Source organism: Streptomyces sp. NBC_00454 (genome assembly GCF_041434015.1).
GTDB lineage: Bacteria > Actinomycetota > Actinomycetes > Streptomycetales > Streptomycetaceae > Streptomyces.
Map to the genome: position 1 here is coordinate 6,421,081 of NZ_CP107907.1, position 19,552 is coordinate 6,440,632.

Below are 19,552 nucleotides of genomic sequence, written 5' to 3' on the forward strand. Positions count from 1 at the left end.
GACGACACGAGTCGATGAGCACGTACCGGGACTTCACGCTCGCCCACCGGGGGGCGGCGCGAGGCACCGTCCTGCGGACCATCGGGACCCGTGAGCGCAGGTCGCACCTGACCGCACCGCGCGTCCCGACCGTCGGCATCGACATCGGCGGCACCAAGGTGATGGCCGGTGTGGTCGACGCCGACGGGATCATCCTGGAGAAGATCCGGGCCGAGACCCCCGACAAGTCCAAGAGCGCCAAGGTGGTCGAGGACACCATCGTCGAGCTGGTCCTGGACCTCTCCGACCGGCACGACGTGCACGCGGTGGGCATCGGCGCGGCCGGCTGGGTCGACGCCGACCGCTCCCGCGTGCTCTTCGCCCCGCACCTGGCCTGGCGCGACGAACCGCTGCGCGACGCCCTCCAGTCCCGGCTCGCGGTCCCGGTCATGGTGGACAACGATGCCAACACCGCTGCCTGGGCCGAATGGCGCTTCGGCGCGGGCCGCGGCGAGGACCACCTGGTCATGATCACGCTGGGCACCGGCATCGGCGGGGCCATCCTCGAAGGCGGCCAGGTCAAGCGCGGCCGCTACGGCGTGGCCGGCGAATTCGGGCACATGCAGGTGGTCCCCGGCGGCCACCGCTGCCCGTGCGGCAACCGCGGCTGCTGGGAGCAGTACAGCTCCGGCAACGCCCTGGTCCGCGAGGCCCGCGAGCTGGCCGCCGCCGACTCCCCGGTCGCGTACAACATCATCGCCAGGGTCGGCGGCAACGTCTCGGAGATCACCGGACCGCTCATCACCGAGCTGGCCCGCGAGGGCGATGCCATGTGCATCGAACTCCTCCAGGACATCGGCCAGTGGCTCGGCGTGGGCATCGCCAACCTCGCCGCCGCCCTCGACCCCTCCTGCTTCGTCATCGGCGGCGGCGTCAGCGCCGCCGACGACCTGCTGATCGGCCCCGCCCGCGACGCCTTCCGCCGCCACCTCACCGGCCGCGGCTACCGCCCCGAGGCCCGGATCGCCAAAGCCCAGCTCGGCCCCGAAGCCGGCATGGTCGGCGCGGCCGACCTCGCCCGGCTGGTCGCCCGGCGCTTCCGCCGCGCCACGCGCCGGCGCGTCGAGCGGTACGAGCGCTACGCGCAGTTCGGCCGGCGCGACGCCGCCGGCCCCGAAGAGCAGGAAAAGCCGTGACCCCGCCGACCCTGCCCCACCAGGCCCAGTCCCCGGACCAGGGCCCCGCGAGGCTGCCCGCCGAGGACCGCAAGCACGTGGTGCGGCGCCGCTGGATCACCGCGATCATCATCCTGCTGCTGGTCGGGGTCCCGGCCGGCTACCTCGCCGTCTCCGCGCAGCAGAGCCGCGAGAGCGGCCGCGACAAGGCGTCCAAGGTCGGCGCCGTCAAGGTGCGCACGGCCTGGCCCTCCCAGGTGCAGCGCAGCATCTACGAGGTCCCGATCCCGCCGAAGGCCTGGCGGGTCGGGTACCTGGAGACCAACAACTGGCACACCAGCCGCCTGTACGTCCAGTTCGCCGTCACCCCGGAAGAGCTCGACGTCTTCCTGGCCGACTGCGGCACCAGCCGCGCGGCGCTGACCCCGGGGCCCTCGATCTCCCCGGAGGACGCCGAGATCGCGGGCTGGGTGTGGAGCCCGGCGAAGTCCTGGTTCGGGGTCACCCTCGACGCCGCGGAACCCCGGCCGACCCGGGACATCACCGTGGACCTCACCGAGCCGAACATCCCCAGGGTGTACGTGGTCTCCACGGCGGTTCCGTAGGCCCGGCCACTCGGCCGGCCGGTCGCTCGGTCGGTCGCTCGGCCATCCGGTGTTCGCCCGGACCGCGGGCGGTCGCGCCGCTAGCCTCGGATCATGAAACTCACCAAGCGGCTGCACTCCTGCGTCCAGCTGGAGAAGGACGGGCGCACCCTCGTCATCGACCCGGGCACCTTCAGCGAACCGGACGCCGGCCTCGGGGCCGACGCGCTGCTCGTCACCCACGAGCACGCCGACCACTTCGAGGAGGGCCGCCTGCGGGCCGCCCTCGACGCGAATCCGGCCGCGCAGCTGTGGACCCTGCGCAGCGTCGCCGAGAAGCTGGCCCCGGCCTACCCGGGACGCGTGCACACCGTGGGCCACGGGGACACCTTCACCGCGGCGGGCTTCGACGTGCAGGTGCACGGCGAGCTGCACGCCGTGATCCACCCGGACATCCCGCGGATCACCAATGTCGGCTACCTCGTGGACGCCTCCCTCTTCCACCCGGGGGACGCGCTGACCGTGCCCGGGGCCGCCGTCGAGACCCTCATGCTCCCGGTGCACGCGCCCTGGAACAAGATCGCCGAGGTGATCGACTACGTCCGCGAGGTCAAGCCGAGCCAGGCCTTCGCCATCCACGACGTGGGTCTGACCGACGTGGTGCTGCCGATCTACGCCACCCAGATCGGGAACCTCGGCGGAGCCGCCTACGGCCGACTCACCGCCGGGGACACCACCGACCTTTGAATCCTCTCCTCCCTAGAGGGAGGGGATTCCTGGCTCACTTTGCCTGCGGCCCGGCGGGCGCGCAGGTCTTACGAGATCAGCGCCAGCCGGGTTGAGACCAGCCCGGACGAGCATGACGTGTGCGGAGTTCTTGTCCCTGGGAGACTCGGCTCCGCACGCGGTGCAGATGTAGGTACGTGTCGAGAGTGGTAGTGCGTGCTTGGTTCTCGCTCCGCACTGTGCGCAGTCCATGGTGGTATGCGCGGGGTGGACAAGGTGGAGTTCGCGGCCGTGTTTGCGGGCCATGTGGACCAGCGCCCGCTTGGTCGCGCCGATCGCCGCGTCGGAGGCCTTCTTTGCCATGGTGGACTTGGCGAGGAACCTCGGCCGGAAGTCCTCGACGGCGAGCCGGTCGTGATCCCGGACCACCGACTTGGCCCATTTGCGACCCGTGTCCTCACGCTGGCGTGCGATCTTCTTGTGGAGTTTCGCAGCCTGCCGCTTCGCCTGCCGGTAGCCCCTCGATCCGGCCGTGCCCTTCGCCGGCTTCCGGCGGGCCATCATCCGCTGGTAGCGGGCAAGCCCGGCGGCAGCCTTCTTCCCGTGCTGCGCGTGGGGAAGGTCGTGGGCGTCGCTGGTAGTGGTCGCGATCTCCTTCACACCCCAGTCGACTCCGATCACCGCGCCCGTCTCCGGGAACGGCCGTACTTCGGCGGAGACGGCGAAGGAGGCGTACCAGTGGCCGAGACTGTCGCGGTAAATCCGCACCGAGGACGGTGCCGTGGGCAGGCTCCGCGACCACACGACCGTCACGGCGATGCCGCCCGCCAGACGCAGGCGTCCGTCCTTGATCCGGAAACCGCGCTGCGTGTAGTTCAGGCTCGGGTCGGCCTGGTGCTTCTTCTTGTACTTCGGCATCCCGGACCGCTGCCGCATCGGCAATCGGGCCTTGATGTCCTTCAACGCCTTGGCCCGGGACTTGCCGAAGTCCCGGATGAGCTGCTGCTGCGGAACGCTGCTGCCCTCACGCAGCCACCCGTTCACGCTGCGGGCCCCGGTCAGCATCTTGTCCAGCCGCGCCGGACCGCACCCCTCCTCCTCGGCATGCGCCTTCTTCGACCGGGCACAGCACTCGTTCCAGACCCACCGGCACCGAGCCCACTCCGCTTCCAGAGCGGCACGAGCGGTGGACGACACGCGAAGCCGGTAGGTGTACCGGGCGTGCCCGGTATCCTCGGCGGCCATCTGTGCTGTCGTCACGCGATCAACGTAGACGAGGCCACTGACAATCCAAGAAAGTGCAGGTCACGGCGGATGCATAGAGTGCTTCGCCGCTTCGTGGCTCCGGGGCAAGGACCCGTTCCTCCCCGGGCTGAAGCCTGGGGCATCCTGGGAGAAATCGGGTGACTGTCGGTGCCGGGCGGTAAGTTGTCGGGCATGCGTATCGCCACGTTCAACGTCAACTCGATCACCGCCCGGCTGCCGCGCCTGCTGGCCTGGCTGGAGAGCTCCGGCACCGATGTCCTGTGCATCCAGGAGACCAAGTGCTCCGAGGAGCAGTTCCCGTACGAGGAGCTGCGCGAGCTGGGCTACGAGTCGGCCGTCAACGCCACCGGCAGGTGGAACGGGGTGGCCCTGCTCTCCAAGGTGGGCCTGGAGGACGTGGTCGTCGGCCTGCCCGGCGGGCCCGAGTACGAGGGGGCCCAGGAGCCCCGTGCCATCTCCGCCACCTGCGGCGGGGTGCGGGTCTGGTCGGTGTACGTGCCCAACGGGCGCGAGGTCGAGCACGACCACTACGGCTACAAGCTGGACTGGTTCCGGGCGCTGACCGCCGCCGTCACGGAAGACGCGGCGGGGGAGCGCCCGTTCGCGGTGCTCGGCGACTTCAACGTGGCCCCGACCGACGAGGACGTCTACGACCCGTCCGTCTTCGAGGGCGCCACCCACGTCACCCCGGCCGAGCGGGCGGCGCTGGAGCAGCTGCGGGCCCTGGGGCTCTCCGACGTCTTCCCGCGCCCGCTCAAGTACGACCGGCCGTACACCTTCTGGGACTACCGGATGCTCGCCTTCCCGAAGAACAAGGGAATGCGCATCGACCTGGTCTACGGGAACGCGGCGTTCGCCAAGGCCGTTACCGACTCCTACGTGGACCGCGAGGAGCGCAAGGGCAAGGGTGCCTCCGACCACGCGCCGGTCGTCGTGGACCTGGAGGTTTAGCCCGTCTGTTCCAGAACAGGCGCGTCCTGTCGCCGGCCGGGGATCCGGGTGTAAGGCTGGGTCCATGAACATCCCTTTCCTGGCCAACTGGCTGAACCGGCACGAAACGGAACAGGGCGCTGGACTCGCCGCCGCCCTCGCGGACGACCCCGAGGGCATCAACGAGTTGTTCGCGGAATGCGAGATGCTGCGCGCCCACGCGCGGTCGGCCGGGCTCGAACTCGACGAGAGCCCGCGCTCGTTGGAGGAGCTCGACCAGCTGATGCCCCGCTGGCGCCGGGATCCGGAGATCACCCCGTGGCTCGGCAACGACGCGGGCTTCTACCTCGGGACCGTGATCATCCGGACCATCCCGGGCGCCGGCTGGCAGGTGTGGCCCAACGGCCAGCCGATGATCCGGCTGGCCTCGGGCCGCGAGCTGAACGTGGTCGAGTCGGGGGTCTCCTGGGCGATGACCGGTTCCCCCGAGCTCAGCCAGGCGTACGCCGAAGCCTCGGAAGGCTGAGCTCGGATCCCTTTATGCGGCTTTTAGGCGTGTCGAGGCGAAGTGCCCTTCCGCGGCTGGATAGTTTGCGCTGACCTCGACACACCGACAAGTGGGCAGGGCAGCGTATGGCCGTCGATCCGTTGATCGAGCTGCGGGACGTCAACAAGTACTACGGGAAGTTGCACGTCCTCCAGGACATCAACCTCACCGTCGGCCGCGGGGAGGTGGTGGTGGTCATCGGCCCCTCCGGCTCCGGGAAGTCGACGCTGTGCCGGGCGGTCAACCGGCTGGAGACCATCGAATCGGGCACGATCATGCTCGACGGCAAGCCGCTGCCCGCCGAGGGCAAGGAGCTCGCCGCACTCCGCGCGGACGTCGGCATGGTCTTCCAGTCCTTCAACCTCTTCGCGCACAAGACCGTCCTCGCCAACGTCTCCCTCGCCCAGATCAAGGTCAGGAAGCGCAAGCGGGAAGAGGCCGACAAGCGCTCCCGGGAGCTGCTGGACCGGGTGGGCCTCGCGAACCAGGCCGAGAAGTTCCCCGCCCAGCTCTCCGGCGGCCAGCAGCAGCGCGTGGCCATCGCCCGAGCGCTCGCCATGAACCCCAAGGCCCTGCTCTTCGACGAGCCCACCTCCGCGCTCGACCCGGAGATGATCAACGAGGTGCTGGAGGTCATGCAGCAGCTCGCCGCCGAGGGCATGACCATGGTCGTGGTCACCCACGAGATGGGCTTCGCCCGCTCCGCCGCCAACCGCGTGGTGTTCATGGCCGACGGGAAGATCATCGAGGACCGGACCCCGGAGGCCTTCTTCACCGCCCCCGAGAGCGACCGGGCCAAGGACTTCCTCTCCAAGATCCTCAAGCACTGAGGGCGGCCCGGTGAACCACTCAGACCAGCCCCGCCCGTCCGTCCGCGCCCGCACGGGTGCCCGTACCCGTATCCGTGCCCGTGCGCTGCTCCTGACCCTCGCGCTCCTGGGAGCCGTCGCCGGCTGCGGCAAGTCCGGCAGCCCGCCGGTCAAGGGACCGCAGCCCGAGGACCTGCCCGTCTACCAGGTCGCGACCGGCTTCCAGCTGCCGGATTCCCCGACCTGGGAGAAGGCCAAGCGGCGCGGCCACCTCGTGGTCGGCGCCAAGGAGGACCAGCCGTACATGGGGGAGAAGGACCCCTCGAGCGGCAGCTACTCCGGGTTCGACATCGAGATCGCCAAGATGATGTCCGCCTCCCTCGGCTTCGACCCCAAGACGGTGGAGTTCAAGACCATCGCCTCGGCCAACCGCGAGACGGCCCTGCAGAACGGCCAGATCGACTACTACGTCGGCACCTACACGATCAACGACAACCGCAAGAAGCAGGTCGGCTTCGCCGGCCCCTACTTCCTCGCCGGCCAGTCGCTGCTCGTGCGCAAGGGGGAGACGCAGATCAAGGGCCCCGAGGACCTCGCGGGCAAGAAGGTCTGCTCGGCCGCCGGCTCCACCCCCTACCAGCGGCTCCAGCGGGAGTTCCCGCGCGCCGTCCTCGTCGCCTACGACACGTACTCGGTCTGCGTGGACAACCTGCTGACCTACCAGGTCGACGCCGTCTCCACCGACGACTCCATCCTCCTCGGCTACGCGGCCAAGGTCCCCGAGGAGCTCAAGGTGGTCGGCAAGCCCTTCTCCGAGGAGCCCTACGGCATCGGGGTCCCGCGCTCCGACAACGCCCTGCGCTTCGCCCTCGACGACGCCCTCGCCGAGAACGAGAAGAACGGGAACTGGAAGAAGGCCTTCGAGGCCACCCTCGGCCTGTCCGGCAAGCCCGCACCGAAGCCGCCCGCCATCGACCGCTACCCGGCGAGCTGAGGGGAGAGCACACCGCCATGAACGTACTCACCGACAACTTCGCGCTCTACGGGAAGGGCTTCCTCGGCACCGTCGAGCTCACGGTCTACGCCTCGCTCGTCGCCCTGGTCCTCGGCTTCCTGATGGCCTCCTTCCGCGTCGCCCCCGTCGGCTCCTTCCGGGTCTTCGGCACCGTCTGGGTGACCATCCTGCGCAACACCCCGCTCACCCTGCTCTTCTTCGCCGTCCTGCTCGGCCTGCCGCGCTTCGGCCTGGTCCTGCCCTTCCAGCTCTTCGCCGTCCTCGCGCTGGGCTGCTACACCTCCGCCTTCATCTGCGAAGCCCTGCGCTCCGGCATCAACACCGTGCCCAAGGGCCAGGGCGAGGCGGCCCGCAGCCTGGGCATGTCCTTCGGGCAGACCCTGGGCACCGTCGTGCTCCCGCAGGCCTTCCGCTCCGTCATCCCGCCCATCGGCTCCACGCTGATCGCGCTCGCCAAGAACTCGGCGATCGCCGGCGCCTTCAGCGTCACCGAGCTGCTGGGCACGTACAAGACCCTCAACGAGCTGGGCTACAGCATCATCTGGACCTTCCTCTGGATCGCCGTGGGCTACCTGATCATCACCCTGTCCATCAGCGCGCTCTTCAACGTGCTGGAGAAGCGCTACGGAGTCGCCCGATGACCGCGCACGCGCTCCACGGGGACCTGGAGTCCACCGCCCTCTACGACCTGCCCGGCCCGCGCGCCCGGCGCCGCCACTTCTTCTACGGGATCGCCTCGACGGCGGTCATCCTCGGCCTGATCGGCTGGCTGCTCTACCTGCTCTTCGACACCGAGCAGTTCACGGCCGCCAAGTGGACCCCCTTCGAGTACAAGGGCATCCAGGAACTGCTGCTCAAGGGGCTCTGGAACACCCTCAAGGCCTTCGCCTACGCCTCGGTGTTCTCGCTCGTCCTCGGCGCGGTGCTCGCCACCGGCCGGCTCTCGCTCCACCGGCCGGTGCGCTGGCTGTCGACGCTGTGCGTGGAGTTCTTCCGGGCCATGCCGGTGCTGGTGATGATCTTCTTCATCTTCGTCGCGCTCAAGGTCCAGCCGCTGCCCGCGCTGGTGGCCGGACTGACCCTGTACAACGGCTCGGTGCTGGCCGAGGTCTTCCGCACCGGGATCAACTCGGTCGAGAAGGGCCAGCGCGAGGCCGCGTACGCCCTGGGCATGCGCAAGACCCAGGTGATGACCTACGTGCTGGCCCCGCAGGGGGTCCGGGCGATGCTGCCCACGATCATCAGCCAGCTGGTGGTGGCCCTGAAGGACACCTCGCTCGGCTACCTGATCACCTACGAGGAGTTCCTGCACGCGGGCAAGCTGATCGCCTCCAACCTCGACTACGACCTGCCGTTCATCCCCGTGGTGATGATCATCTCGCCGATCTACATCGGGATGTGCATGCTGCTCTCCTGGTTCGCCACCTGGGTGGCCCGGCGCGAGCGGCGCAGCCCCAAGACGAAGGCGGTCGACATCGACATCGAGGCGGCCGGTCCGGGAGCGGTGCTGCCGGGCCGGATCTGACCCGAAGGGGGCCGGCCCCCGAGAGCCACACCCGGCCCGGCAGCAGCCGCGGATCACTGCTCGCGCAGCGGCACCGAGACGTACGAGGGATCGGTGCGCGGCGAGGAGAAGGTCAGCTGCGCGCCGGTCGGGTTGTGCTCGATGTACAGCGGGTCGACGGTGTCGACGACGACCGCGAGCCGGTGTCCGGCCGGGACGTCGTAGGCGGTGGAGAAGAGCTCCAGGTCCACCCCGAAGGCCTGGCCGGCCGGCTTGCCGTGGAAGGTGTACGGGGCGTTGCTGATCAGCTTGCCGATGCCGAGCGGGCCGACGTCGTAGAGGTACGCGACGAAGGTGCCGTCGGACTTCGTGGGCGTGACGGTGGTGTGGAGCTTGACGGTGCCGCGTACCCGGCGGTCCTCGGCGTAGCGCGGGGACTGCCAGACGGCGGCGAACGCGCGGGGGAGGAGCGGGATGGAGGCGGTGGGCGGAGCCTGGGCGATCTGGTCGAGCAGGCTGGACAGGAACACGATCCCGCCGTTGGCGCCGGAGTCGACATTGGCGAAGAGGTGCTCGCTGTCGGAGAGCATCAGCTTCTCGGAGCCGCCGGAGCCGACCGACTTCCAGTCGGCGTAGCCCTCGTAGCCGCCGTCGCTGCGGGGCTTGATCTGCACCGGAGCCTCGGTGTCCACGCCGTTGAGCTCGCCCTTGAGGTAGCGGTCGAACCATCTGTGGGCGTTGGTCCAGGTGTCGTTGGGCAGTCCGAACAGGCCGGTGGCCTCGGCGGTGGCGTGGTCGCCCGGACGGAACTCCAAGCGCTTGGGGCCGGTCAGCTTCTCGAAGAACTTGGCGTACTGGTTGGGCGTGAAGATGGTGTCGCCCCAGGCGTTGCCGAGCATGATCGCGGCGCCGTTGGCGTTGATCCGGTCCACCTGCTCTGAGGCCGAGCGCTGCTTGCCCCACTCGATCATCTGAGGTTCCTTGTCCAGATGGGACCCGAGGAAGTCGCCGAGGATCTGCTGCAGTTCGGGGCCCGGACGGCCGGTGAGGAAACCGGCGCCGCCGAGCAGGGCGGCGGCCTGGAGGTGCTGGGTGCGGTTCCCGTAGATGGACTCGATGAGGTCGGCCCAGCCGCTGAGTGCGACCACGGCCTTGACGCGCGGATCGCGCGCGGAGGCGAGCAGGCTGATGCCGGCGCCGTACGAGACCCCGCCCAGGCCGATGTGCGCGGCGTCGGCGGGGGTGTTGGCGAGCGCCCAGTCGATGACGGCGGAGACGTCGGCGGTGTCCGCCGGCCCGGCGGTCTCGATCTCGCCGCCCGAGAGCCAGAAGCCTCGGGAGGTGTAACTGACCACCACGTAGCCGGAGTCGGCGAGCTGCTTGGCCTGTGCAATGTATTCGATCTGCGGCAGGCCCCAGCTGGTGGGCAGGACGATCAGTGGGTACTTCGCGCCGGCCCCGGCTCCGGCCGGGGTGAAGACGTTGCCCTTGAGGGTGATGCCGCCGGAGCCGGGGATGTCGTAGAACCGGAGCTGCGACGTGGCCTCCGAGACGGCGGAGGTCGTGACGGCGGGAGCCGCCTGGGCCTGATGGGGGGCCAGGCCCAGGGCGGCTGCGGCCAGGACGACTGCCATGGCAGTAGCGGTGCTGGTGGTGCGGACCGTGCGGGCCATCGGTCTCTCCTCGCGTGCGCCGGGTGTCAAAGTGACCCGACGGTAACGGGAGGGGCTTACCGGAAGTAACCCATGGGTAAGTTACGTGCCGGTAACGATTGAACGATGGTCAGTTCGCCGGGTCAGCCGTTCTGCGGCGCGCCGGCCGCCTTGCTCTTGGCCTGCCACTGCTCCCAGGACAGGTTCCACTCGCCGTAGCCGTTGCCGATGTCCGCGTTGCCCTTCGAGCCGTCGCCGACGACCTCGAAGGGGTCGCCGGCCTGGGCCGCCGCGAAGAAGGCCTTGGCGTTGGCGTCGCTCATGCCCACGCAGCCGGAACTGGTGTTGGCGTGGCCGAAGTTGGCGTTGTTCCACGGTGCGGCGTGCACGTACATGCCCGACCAGGTCAGCCGGATCGAGTAGTCGACGTCCTTGTCGTAGGCGTTGCCGAGGCCCACGGTCTCGGAGTTCATCCGGATCGTGCCCTCCTTCAGCATCAGCACCATCTTCCCGCTCCAGGAGGCCTTCTGGCCGCCCGGGGTGCCGGCCGAGACCGGGATGGTGTCCACCGTCTGGCCGTCCTCGGTGACCGACATCTTGCTCGTGTCGAGGTCCACCTTCATCCGGCGGTCCTTGCCGATCTTGAACTCGGTGCTGTAGTCCTTCACGAACATGCCGCCACCCGGGCCGGAGTCGACGCCGTTGAGGTGCATGTCGACCTTCACGTCGGTGCCGGACTTCCAGTACTCCTTGGGCCGCCAGTCCACCCGGTCCTTGCCCGAGTAGTCCTTGATCCAGCCCCAGGACCCCTCGGTGTTGTTCGAGGTGGTGACCTTCAGGTCCTTCTCGACCGCGGCCTTGTTCGTCACCGGGTTGTCGAAGACGATCGAGACCGGCATGCCCACACCCACGGTGCTGCCCTTGGCTATGTTGATCGAGACCTTGTTGACCTTGTCGGCGGCCGTGGTCTTGAACGTCGTCGTGGCGCTCTGGCTGTCGGTGTTCTGGGCCTCGACCTTGTACTCCGCGCCCGCCGAGGCGTTGCGCTCCGACTTCCAGGTCTTGCCGTCGGCGGATATCTGCCCGGCCAGCTCCCCGCCCTTGGCGTCCGTCACCTTCACCGAGGCCAGCTTGCCGTCCGCGATCGTCACGGTCACCGGCTCGCCCGCCTTGACCTGGTCGCCGGTGAGGTTCACCGACACCGCCATGGCCGGCTTCTGTTTGATCTCCGCCTTGGCCGCACCACCCGCCCCGGCGCCGCCGCCGCAGGCGGTCAGCGCGGCGGCCAGCAGCGCGGTACCCGCCACCGCGACGTGGCGACTGCGAACCCGAAAGACCCGGCGTGTGCGGCTCAACGAAAACCCCTCCGAAGTGATGGTCGATCGCAAATGAAGATGCGAACGGCACGACTCTAGGTTGCAGGAGATGCGGAAAAGATCAGGAATCCGCTTGTGACATGGACCGCAGCGATACGGTCATCATCCGGTCACAATCACCGCGCACTTCGGTCATGGACAGCTGTGAGAGTCCTGTGCATCCCCTGCCCCGGACGTACAGGAAGGCCGATCTGCCGTGTGTGCACTGCTCGTTACCCCCGCCCAGCACCTCCAGCCCCGAAGCCGGGAACGGGAGCTCATCGTGCGCTCCCTGTCCGTACCGGAATACCTGAGCTTCCTTTCCCGGCACGGCAGGGCCAGTTTTCTCCAGTACCCGTCATGGGCCCGGGTAAAGGACCTTTGGCGCTCGGAAAGGGTCGGATGGCACTGTCCCGACGGTGAAATCGAGGGTGCGGCACTGGTTCTCTACCGCCAATTCCCCGGCACCCGCAAATACTTCGCCTATCTCCCCGAAGGCCCCGTCGCCGACTGGGCGGACCCGGACCTCGACCGCTGGCTGACCCCCCTCATGGGCCACCTCAAATCGGCCGGCGCCTTCGCCGTCCGCATCGGCCCCACCCCCGCCTACCGCCGCTGGGACGCGGCCACCGCCAAGGCCGGCGCAGGCCCCGGACGCCAGATCTCCGACGTGCTCGCCACCGAGGTGGACCCCGTCGGCGCCGCGCTCGCCGACCGGCTGCGCACCCGCGGCTGGAAGCGCTGCGGGGGCGAGGACGACGGCGACGCCCAGCCGCGCCACGTCTTCCGCGTCCCGCTCGCCGGACGCTCCCTCGACGACCTGTGGTCGGGCCTCAACCAGGAGTGGCGGCGCAATGTGCGCAAGGCCACGAAAGCCGGGGTCGAGACGGTCATCGGCACCGCCGGCGACCTGCCCGAGTTCTACCGGCTGCTGCGCATCACCGAGGAGCGCGACGGCTTCGAGCTCGGCCGCTCGCTCGCGTACTACCAGCAGCAGTACGAGGTCCTGAACGCCGAATCACCCGGCCGCATGCGGCTCTACCTGGGCGTTCACCAGGGAGAGATCCTCGCCGCGCACACCATGATCGTGGCCGGCAGCAGGGTCTGGTACCAGACCGGCGCCTCCGCCGACCACCGCCGCGAGGTCCGCCCCAGCAACGCCCTGCAGTGGCGCATGATGAGCGACGCCCACGCGCTCGGAGCGGAGGAATACGACATGCGCGGGGTACCCTCCACCCTCGACCCCGACGAACGCTCCTTCGGGCTGCTGCGCTGGAAGCTCGGCACCGGCGGGCAGGTCGTCGAAACCCTCGGCGAGTGGGAGACCTCGATGGACGGATGCGCCAACACGGCCCTCTACAAGGCGTTCCAGGCGTACATGGCCCGCCGGTGACCGTCGCAGCAACCAGACCGGCCGAGGCCGGTCCCGCCGACGCCGATCACGCGGAAGCCGATCACGCAGAAGCCGCCCACGCGGCACCGGGGAAGACCTCGGTGCTGCGCAGCGGCGCGCTCATGGCGGCCGGGTCGATAGTCTCCCGCGCCACCGGCTTCGTCCGCTCCGCCGTGATCGTCGCCGCGCTCGGCGTCGGACTGCTCGGCGACGGCTACGCCGTCGCCAACACGGTCCCGAACATCCTCTACATCCTGCTCATCGGCGGCGCCCTCAACGCGGTCTTCGTCCCCGAGCTGGTCCGCGCCGCCAAGGAGCACGAGGACGGCGGCGCCGCCTACACCGACCGGCTGCTCACCGTCTGCACGGCCGCGCTGCTGGTCCTCACCGCCGCCGCCGTGCTCGCCGCCCCGCTGATCGTCTCGGCGTACACCGGCTACAGCGGGAGCCAGGAGTCCACCACCGTGGCCCTGGCCCGCTACTGCCTCCCGCAGATCCTCTTCTACGGGCTGTTCACCCTGCTCGGGCAAGTGCTCAACGCCCGCGGCCGGTTCGGTGCGATGATGTGGACTCCGGTCCTCAACAACCTCGTCGTCATCGCCGTCTTCGGGCTGTTCCTCTTCGTCTCCCGCGATGCGGCCAACGGCCTGAGCGCCGCCGAGACCCGGCTGCTGGGCATCGGCACCACCCTCGGCATCGTCATCCAGGCCCTCGGGCTGATCCCCTCGCTGCGCGCCGCCCGCTTCCGCTGGCGCCCCCGCTTCGACTGGCGCGGCAGCGGCCTCACCCGCCCGCTGCGCAACGCGGGCTGGCTCGTCATGCTCGTCCTGACCAACCAGCTCGCCTACTGGGTCGTGACCCGGCTCTCCACCGCCACCGGCCGCCACGCCGCCGAGGCGGGGCTCGCGGGCGGCGCCGGGTACACCGCCTACAGCAACGCCTACCTGCTGTGGATGGTCCCGCAGGGCATCATCACCGTCTCCCTCGTCACCGCCCTCATGCCCCGCATGAGCGCCGCCGCCACCGACGGGGACCTGGGCCGGGTCCGTGCGGACGTCTCCTACGCGCTGCGCTCCAGCGCCGCCCTCGTGGTCCCGGCCGCCGCGCTCTTCGCGGCCCTCGCGCCCTGGGTGATCGGCAGCGTCTTCGAATACGGGCGCACCGGCGCGGCCGACGTCGCCGTCATGGCCGGCATGCTGGCGGCCTTCGCGCCCGGCCTGATCGCCTACTCCGCGCAGTACGTGCTCTCCCGCGGGTTCTACGCCCTGTCCGACACCCGGACCCCCTTCTTCCTCAACCTGGTCATCGCCGCCCTCAACGCCGGGCTCTCGGCCGCCGCGTACTTCCTGCTGCCCCCGCGCTGGGCCGTCACGGGCATGGCCGCCGCCTGCTCGGTCGCCTTCACCGCGGGCGCCGCCGTCACCGCGTACGTCCTCGCCCGGCGGCTCGGCCCGCGCACGGGGACCCGTACCGAACGCCGCAACACCGCGGTACGGACCCACCTGCGGCTCCTGGCGGCCTGCGTACCGGCGGGCGCCGCCGGGTACGCCGCGGCGCACGCCGCCGACCGGTTCGGGAACTTCGCGGGCGTCGGCGCGGGAACCGCGGCGATCCTCCTCGTCGTCCTCCTCCTTGCCCGGCCACTGCGCCTGACGGAGATCACCGACCTGCTGGACTCCGTACGCCGTAAGGTCGGCCGCTAGTGCTGTGATCCCGCCTCCGGCCGCCTGACCTGGCCGGAAGGGGGAGGAAAACGATCGACGACCTTGGAATACTGACCCGATGCCACGCGTACTGCTGATCGAGGACGACCCTTCCATCCGGGAAGGGGTGGGCCTGGGCCTGCGCCGACGCGGCCACGAGGTGAGCGCCGCCGAGACCGGTGAGGCCGGACTGGCCCTCATGACGAGCTTCCACCCCGAACTCGTCCTGCTCGACCTCATGCTCCCCGGCATCAACGGGGTCCAGGTCTGCCGCCGGATCCGCGAGACCAGCCAGGTCCCGATCATCATGCTCACCGCGCGCGGCGACGACTTCGACATAGTCGTCGGCCTGGAGGCCGGCGCCGACGACTACATCGTCAAACCCGCCCGCACCGAGGTCATCGAAGCCCGCATCAAAGCCGTGCTGCGCCGCCTCGCCGATCCGGCCGGAGGCCGCCCCGACGTGGATGTCCACGGCGGGCTGTCCATCGACCGCAGCGGACTCACCGTCGCCAAGAACGGCGAGCGCGTCCCCCTCGCCCCCAGCGAGATCAAGCTCCTGCTGCACCTGTCGGCCTCGCCCGAGCAGGTCTTCTCGCGCCAGCAGCTCCTCGAATACGTGTGGGACCACAGCTACCACGCCGACGCCCGGCTGGTGGACGCCTGTGTACGACGCCTGCGCACCAAGATCGAGGACCCCGACTCCAGCCCCCGCTACATCCAGACCGTGCGCGGGTTCGGCTACCGCTTCGGTCCGCTGTAGGCCCGCGCCGTGAGACGCATCGCACCGCTCGGGCTGCGCACCCGGTTGATCGCCGCCTTCCTGCTGGTCGCGGCGATCAGCGCCGTCAGCACGGCGGCCCTGACCTACCAGCAGGCCCGCAACGCCATCCTCAAGCAGAGCCAGGACACCGCCGTCAGCACCCTGCGGGACCTGATGGACCAGCAGTCCATCCAGCTGCCGCTGGACCAGCAGCAGCTCCAGCGGATCGTCCTGGACCTCGGCAAGCGGGGCCAGCCGCACCCCTGGATCATGTTCGCGGAGTACGGGACCCTGCGCGCCTCCACCAACCCGGTCCAGCCCACCTCCACCGTCATCACCGACAAGCTCCGCCGCCAGGTGTCCACCAATCCGCACGGAGCCTTCCAGCGGGTGGAGGACCAGCGGGGCAACCCCTACCTCACCATCGGCATGCCGGCCGTCTTCAAGAACAACGGTGCCTACGAGCCCACCGGCGCCGTCTTCTTCGTCGTGATGCCCCTGGACGCCGAGCGGACGACGGTGGAGGCCATGGTCGCCGCCGCGAGACAGGGGGCCATCCCCGGCCTGGCCATCGCGATCATCCCGGCCCTGCTCGCCGCCCGCAGCGTCCTGCGGCCGGTACGGGACATGCGCCGGGCCGCCCAGCGGCTGGGCCGGGGCCACCTCGACACCCGGATCGAGGTGCGGGGCGCCGACGAACTCGCGGGCCTCGCCCGCACCTTCAACGAGACCGCCCGCGCCCTCGAACAGTCCGTGAGCGAACTCCGGGAAGCCGAGGTCCGCGCCCGCCGCTTCGCCTCCGACGTCTCCCACGAACTGCGCACCCCGCTCGCGGGGATGCTCGCCGTCACCGAGGTCCTCGACGAGGACGCGGGCGGGCTCGATCCCGACACGGCCGCCGCGCTGCGCCTGATCAGCGCCGAGACCGGGAAGCTCGCCGTCCTCGTCGAGGACCTCATGGAGATATCCCGCTTCGACGCCCGCGCCGCCGAACTCAACCCGGACGACGTGGACATCGCCGAGTTCGTCACCAAGACCCTGGAACGCCGCCACTGGAGCGACGGCCGGGTCGTCACCGACCTGCAGCCCGGCGTCCGGGCCCGGCTCGACCCGCGCCGCTTCGACGTGGTCCTCGCCAACCTGGTGGGCAACGCCCTCAAGCACGGCGACGCCCCCGTCCACGTCACCGTACGCACGGAGGCCCGTCCGGAGCAGGGGCCGGATGCCGGTGCGGATCCCGCCGCCGGTGCGGGCACCGGAGGCGCGGGCACCGGCGGCGCACGGCTGCTCGTCGAGGTGGCCGACAGCGGGGAGGGCATCGCCCCCGAGGCGCTGCCGCACATCTTCGACCGGTTCTTCAAGGCCGACGCCGCCCGCACCCGCTCCTCCGGCAGCGGCCTGGGCCTGGCCATCACCCTGGAGAACGTCCGGCTGCACGGCGGCACCCTGCGCGCGGCCAACGGAGCCGGCCGGGGCGCGGTCTTCACCATCGACATGCCCCTGGAGGTGGAGTCGTGACCAGGCTCCGGACGGCCGCCGCCGCGGCCGCGCTGCTCGCACCGCTGCTCCTCGCGACCGGCTGCGGCATCGCGACCACCGGGGTCGTCGAGAGCGGCGGGGCGGGCACCATGAACGTGGGCGGGCCCCAGTCCGCCCTCGTCTACTTCCTCTCGCCCGAAGGCGCGCTCAGGCCGGTGACCGTCACCGACCTGCCCCAGACCTCGGTCAGCGCCACCCTCGCGACCCTGCTGTCCGGCCCGAACGAAACCGCGAGGGCGGCGGGCCTGACCACCGAGCTCCCGGCCCCGGACTCCAAGGGGTTCGCGGAGGGTGTGATCAAGTTCGGCGTCGGCGACGACGGGAAGGACGTCCGTGTCGTCCTGCCCTTCCCGATCGCCTCGCTGTCCACCCTCGCCCGCCGCCAGGTGGCCTGCACGGTCGACTCGGCGGTGAGCAGGACCCCGGAGCCCGAGATCCTCCTCGTCGGCTCCGAAGGGAAGCAGGAGCGGGTCGCCTGCGGGATCCACGACTGACACGACCGGCCCTTGCGGGGCGGGCCCGGGGCCCGCCACCGTGTGACGCATGGACCGCATGGACCGCATGGACCGCATGGACCGCATGGACGCAGCCGCAGCCCCGGACGTCTTCGACCCCCGCGTCTACGCCGAAGGCGTCCCGTACGACCGCTACCGGCTGCTGCGCGAGCGCCACCCGGTGGCCTGGCAGCCCGAGCCGGAGGTCCTCGGCTGGCCCGCCGGTCCCGGCTTCTGGGCCGTCACCCGGCACGCCGACGTGGTCCGCGTCCTGCGCGACCACGCCACGTACTCCTCCCACCTGGGCGCCACCCAGATCCGCGACCCCGACCCGGCCGACCTGCCCTTCCTGCGGCGCACCATGCTCAACCAGGATCCCCCCGAGCACGGAAAGCTGCGCCGGACCGTGGCCCGCGCCTTCACCCCGGCCCGCGTCGACGCCTTCGCCGCCCGGGTCCGCGAGCGCGCCCGTACGCTGCTGCGCGCCGCCCGCGACGGCGCCGAGGGTGGGAGCGCCGACCTGGTGCGGTCCGTCACCGACGAGTACGCGCTGCTGAACCTCACCGACCTGCTGGGAGTCCCGGCCGCCGACCGGGGGCTGCTCCTGGAGTGGACGGTGCGGATCATCGGCTACCAGGACCCCGAGGACGCACCCGCGCCCCTGCTCGGCCCGGACGGGAAACCGCTGAACCCGCGCTCCCCGGCCCTGCTGGGCGAGATGTTCGGCTACGCCCGCGAACTGGCCGCCCACAAGCGCGCCCACCCCGGCGAGGACGTGATGACCGCCCTCGCGCTCGCGGGGCTCCAGGACGCGGAGCTGGAGATGTTCTTCTTCCTGCTCACCGTCGCGGGCAACGACACCGTGCGCAGCGCCGCGCCCGGCGGGCTGCTCGCCCTGGCCCGCGACCCGGACGCGTACGCCCGGATCGCCGAAGGACGGGTCCCGGTGGACCGGGCCGTCGAGGAACTCCTGCGCGTCCACCCGCCGGTGCTGAGCTTTCGCCGTACGGCCGCCGTGGACACCGAACTGGCCGGGCGGCCGATCCGCGCCGGCGACAAGGTGGTGGTCTTCCACGCCTCCGCCAACCACGACGAGCGTGTCTTCACCGACCCCGGCCGCCTGGACCTGGCCCGCACGCCCAACCCGCACGTCTCCTTCGGCGACGGCCCGCACGTCTGCCTCGGCGCCCACTTCGCCCGGCTCCAGCTGCGGATCCTCTACGAGGAGTGGCGCGCCGAGATGCCGGTGCCCGAACTGGCCGGAGAACCCCGCCGGTTGGTCTCCAACTTCATCAACGGGATCACACGGCTGCCGCTGCGGGTGTCCGGGCCGGCCCGGTGACATCGGCGACCAGCTCCGTCACATCGGGGCCGTAGGCATCGGAGTTGATCACCTTCAGCAGGATGCAGAACGATTCGTTGCCGTAGGCGTCGGCCAGCTTCCGATGGCGTCTGGCCAGGTAACGGGCCGCCGCCTGATTGCTGATGGCGGTCTGCCCGCACAGCAGGAACACCGGCCGGGACCCCTGCCCGGTCGTCAGCCGCGCCAGCAGCACGTACTCGACGAGGCCCTTCACCCAGCGGTACGTCTCCCCGCCGACGGTGATGGCCCCGCGGTCCGGCACGGGTTCGCTGGAGACGATGATCCGCACTCCCGGGAGCATGGAGGACAGGTGCGCCGCCGTCCGGGCGTTGGAGGAGGGCCCGCCCACGCAGAACTCGGCCCGCTCGCCGAAGCCCTGGCGGGCGCCGTCGTGGGTGACGATCTGGACGTTCGCCCCGCAGTCCTTGATCAGGGCGGATATCTCCAGCAGGGCGAAGGCGTCGTTGCGGTGCAGCGAGGAATCGGTGCCGCCCATCTGCCGGTTGACCACGAACAGGCAGTCGGATCCGGTCGGCAGCCCGAAGAAGGCCTGCTTGCGGCGCAGCGCGCGGCGCCACAGGTAAGTCCGGGAGAACCAGCCGAAACCACCACTGACCGCGGTGGCCACCACCCCCAGCACGATATTGCGCACGTCGTCGTTCATGGCGCGGATGTTAATCGGTGCCAGGCTGTCCTGACGCGGGGGGTGGGGTGAAGTTACAGTGCCCAGCCTAGGCCTGGGCCAGGTGGCCTGA

At 70.4% G+C, this 19,552-nt stretch carries 19 protein-coding genes; 15 read left to right on the plus strand and 4 right to left on the minus strand.

Annotated features, from left to right (window positions below; translation table 11 throughout):
- Positions 1-14: 14 nt before the first annotated feature.
- The 3 genes from OHU74_RS29360 (at position 15) to OHU74_RS29370 (ending at position 2,485) form a co-directional block, all read left to right on the plus strand.
- On the plus strand, positions 15-1,175 hold the full coding sequence (locus OHU74_RS29360; protein WP_371618651.1) for an ROK family glucokinase: 1,161 nt from the start codon (positions 15-17) through the stop codon (positions 1,173-1,175).
- The gene (locus OHU74_RS29365; protein WP_371618652.1) at positions 1,172-1,759 is read left to right on the plus strand and encodes a hypothetical protein; all 588 of its coding nucleotides are present in this window, start codon (positions 1,172-1,174) and stop codon (positions 1,757-1,759) included. Before OHU74_RS29360 ends, OHU74_RS29365 begins: the two co-directional genes overlap by 4 nt.
- Before the next feature lie 93 nt (positions 1,760-1,852).
- On the plus strand, positions 1,853-2,485 hold the full coding sequence (locus OHU74_RS29370) for an MBL fold metallo-hydrolase (protein ID WP_371618653.1): 633 nt from the start codon (positions 1,853-1,855) through the stop codon (positions 2,483-2,485).
- A gap of 12 nt (positions 2,486-2,497) precedes the next feature.
- Here the strand turns inward: OHU74_RS29370 and OHU74_RS29375 are convergent, their stop codons facing one another.
- A complete protein-coding gene (locus OHU74_RS29375; RefSeq protein WP_371619848.1) occupies positions 2,498-3,709 on the minus strand; it encodes an RNA-guided endonuclease InsQ/TnpB family protein in 1,212 nt (403 codons plus the stop codon).
- Positions 3,710-3,901: 192 nt separating this feature from the next.
- On the opposite strand from OHU74_RS29375, the gene OHU74_RS29380 reads away from it, so the two are divergent.
- From OHU74_RS29380 to OHU74_RS29405, 6 genes are all read left to right on the plus strand, one after another.
- Entirely contained in the window at positions 3,902-4,681 is a 780-nt protein-coding gene (locus tag OHU74_RS29380; RefSeq protein ID WP_371618654.1) for an exodeoxyribonuclease III, read from the plus strand.
- 64 nt (positions 4,682-4,745) lie between these two features.
- Complete coding sequence (locus OHU74_RS29385) at positions 4,746-5,186, plus strand: DUF6278 family protein (RefSeq protein ID WP_371618655.1); 441 nt, start codon at positions 4,746-4,748, stop codon at positions 5,184-5,186.
- 107 nt (positions 5,187-5,293) lie between these two features.
- Positions 5,294-6,037 (plus strand): amino acid ABC transporter ATP-binding protein, encoded by a 744-nt coding sequence (locus tag OHU74_RS29390; protein WP_371618656.1) that lies wholly within the window; start codon positions 5,294-5,296, stop codon positions 6,035-6,037.
- A gap of 70 nt (positions 6,038-6,107) precedes the next feature.
- A complete protein-coding gene (locus tag OHU74_RS29395; RefSeq protein ID WP_371619849.1) occupies positions 6,108-7,010 on the plus strand; it encodes a glutamate ABC transporter substrate-binding protein in 903 nt (300 codons plus the stop codon).
- Positions 7,011-7,027: 17 nt separating this feature from the next.
- The gene (locus tag OHU74_RS29400; protein WP_371618657.1) at positions 7,028-7,672 is read left to right on the plus strand and encodes an amino acid ABC transporter permease; all 645 of its coding nucleotides are present in this window, start codon (positions 7,028-7,030) and stop codon (positions 7,670-7,672) included.
- A complete protein-coding gene (locus tag OHU74_RS29405; protein ID WP_371618658.1) occupies positions 7,669-8,556 on the plus strand; it encodes an amino acid ABC transporter permease in 888 nt (295 codons plus the stop codon). The genes OHU74_RS29400 and OHU74_RS29405 overlap by 4 nt, the downstream gene beginning before the upstream one ends.
- 53 nt (positions 8,557-8,609) lie before the next feature.
- Here OHU74_RS29405 and OHU74_RS29410 read toward each other — a convergent pair whose 3' ends face one another.
- Both OHU74_RS29410 and OHU74_RS29415 read right to left on the minus strand, forming a co-directional pair.
- Positions 8,610-10,208 carry an alpha/beta fold hydrolase gene (locus OHU74_RS29410; RefSeq protein WP_371618659.1) on the minus strand — a complete coding sequence of 533 codons (1,599 nt, stop codon included), beginning with the start codon at positions 10,206-10,208 and terminating at the stop codon, positions 8,610-8,612.
- Positions 10,209-10,330: 122 nt separating this feature from the next.
- Positions 10,331-11,542: an Ig-like domain-containing protein gene (locus OHU74_RS29415; protein ID WP_371618660.1), complete on the minus strand. Its 1,212-nt coding sequence runs from the start codon at positions 11,540-11,542 to the stop codon at positions 10,331-10,333.
- A 217-nt stretch (positions 11,543-11,759) separates the two neighbouring features.
- Between OHU74_RS29415 and OHU74_RS29420 the strand changes: the two genes are divergently transcribed.
- The 6 genes from OHU74_RS29420 to OHU74_RS29445 all read left to right on the plus strand — a co-directional run bounded on the left by OHU74_RS29420 (position 11,760) and on the right by OHU74_RS29445 (position 18,776).
- Positions 11,760-12,935 carry a lipid II:glycine glycyltransferase FemX gene (locus OHU74_RS29420; RefSeq protein ID WP_371618661.1) on the plus strand — a complete coding sequence of 392 codons (1,176 nt, stop codon included), beginning with the start codon at positions 11,760-11,762 and terminating at the stop codon, positions 12,933-12,935.
- Entirely contained in the window at positions 12,881-14,638 is a 1,758-nt protein-coding gene (murJ, locus tag OHU74_RS29425) for a murein biosynthesis integral membrane protein MurJ (protein WP_371618662.1), read from the plus strand. Before OHU74_RS29420 ends, murJ begins: the two co-directional genes overlap by 55 nt.
- 79 nt (positions 14,639-14,717) lie before the next feature.
- Positions 14,718-15,401: a response regulator transcription factor gene (locus tag OHU74_RS29430; RefSeq protein ID WP_330299379.1), complete on the plus strand. Its 684-nt coding sequence runs from the start codon at positions 14,718-14,720 to the stop codon at positions 15,399-15,401.
- A 9-nt stretch (positions 15,402-15,410) separates the two neighbouring features.
- Entirely contained in the window at positions 15,411-16,919 is a 1,509-nt protein-coding gene (locus OHU74_RS29435) for an ATP-binding protein (RefSeq protein ID WP_371618663.1), read from the plus strand.
- Entirely contained in the window at positions 16,916-17,434 is a 519-nt protein-coding gene (locus tag OHU74_RS29440; protein WP_371618664.1) for a hypothetical protein, read from the plus strand. The genes OHU74_RS29435 and OHU74_RS29440 overlap by 4 nt, the downstream gene beginning before the upstream one ends.
- Before the next feature lie 49 nt (positions 17,435-17,483).
- Positions 17,484-18,776, plus strand: a complete 1,293-nt coding sequence (locus OHU74_RS29445) for a cytochrome P450 (protein WP_371618665.1) — start codon at positions 17,484-17,486, stop codon at positions 18,774-18,776.
- Here OHU74_RS29445 and OHU74_RS29450 read toward each other — a convergent pair.
- The gene (locus OHU74_RS29450; RefSeq protein ID WP_371618666.1) at positions 18,736-19,461 is read right to left on the minus strand and encodes a hypothetical protein; all 726 of its coding nucleotides are present in this window, start codon (positions 19,459-19,461) and stop codon (positions 18,736-18,738) included. The two genes, OHU74_RS29445 and OHU74_RS29450, sit on opposite strands and share 41 nt — an antisense overlap.
- Positions 19,462-19,552 lie beyond the last annotated feature (91 nt).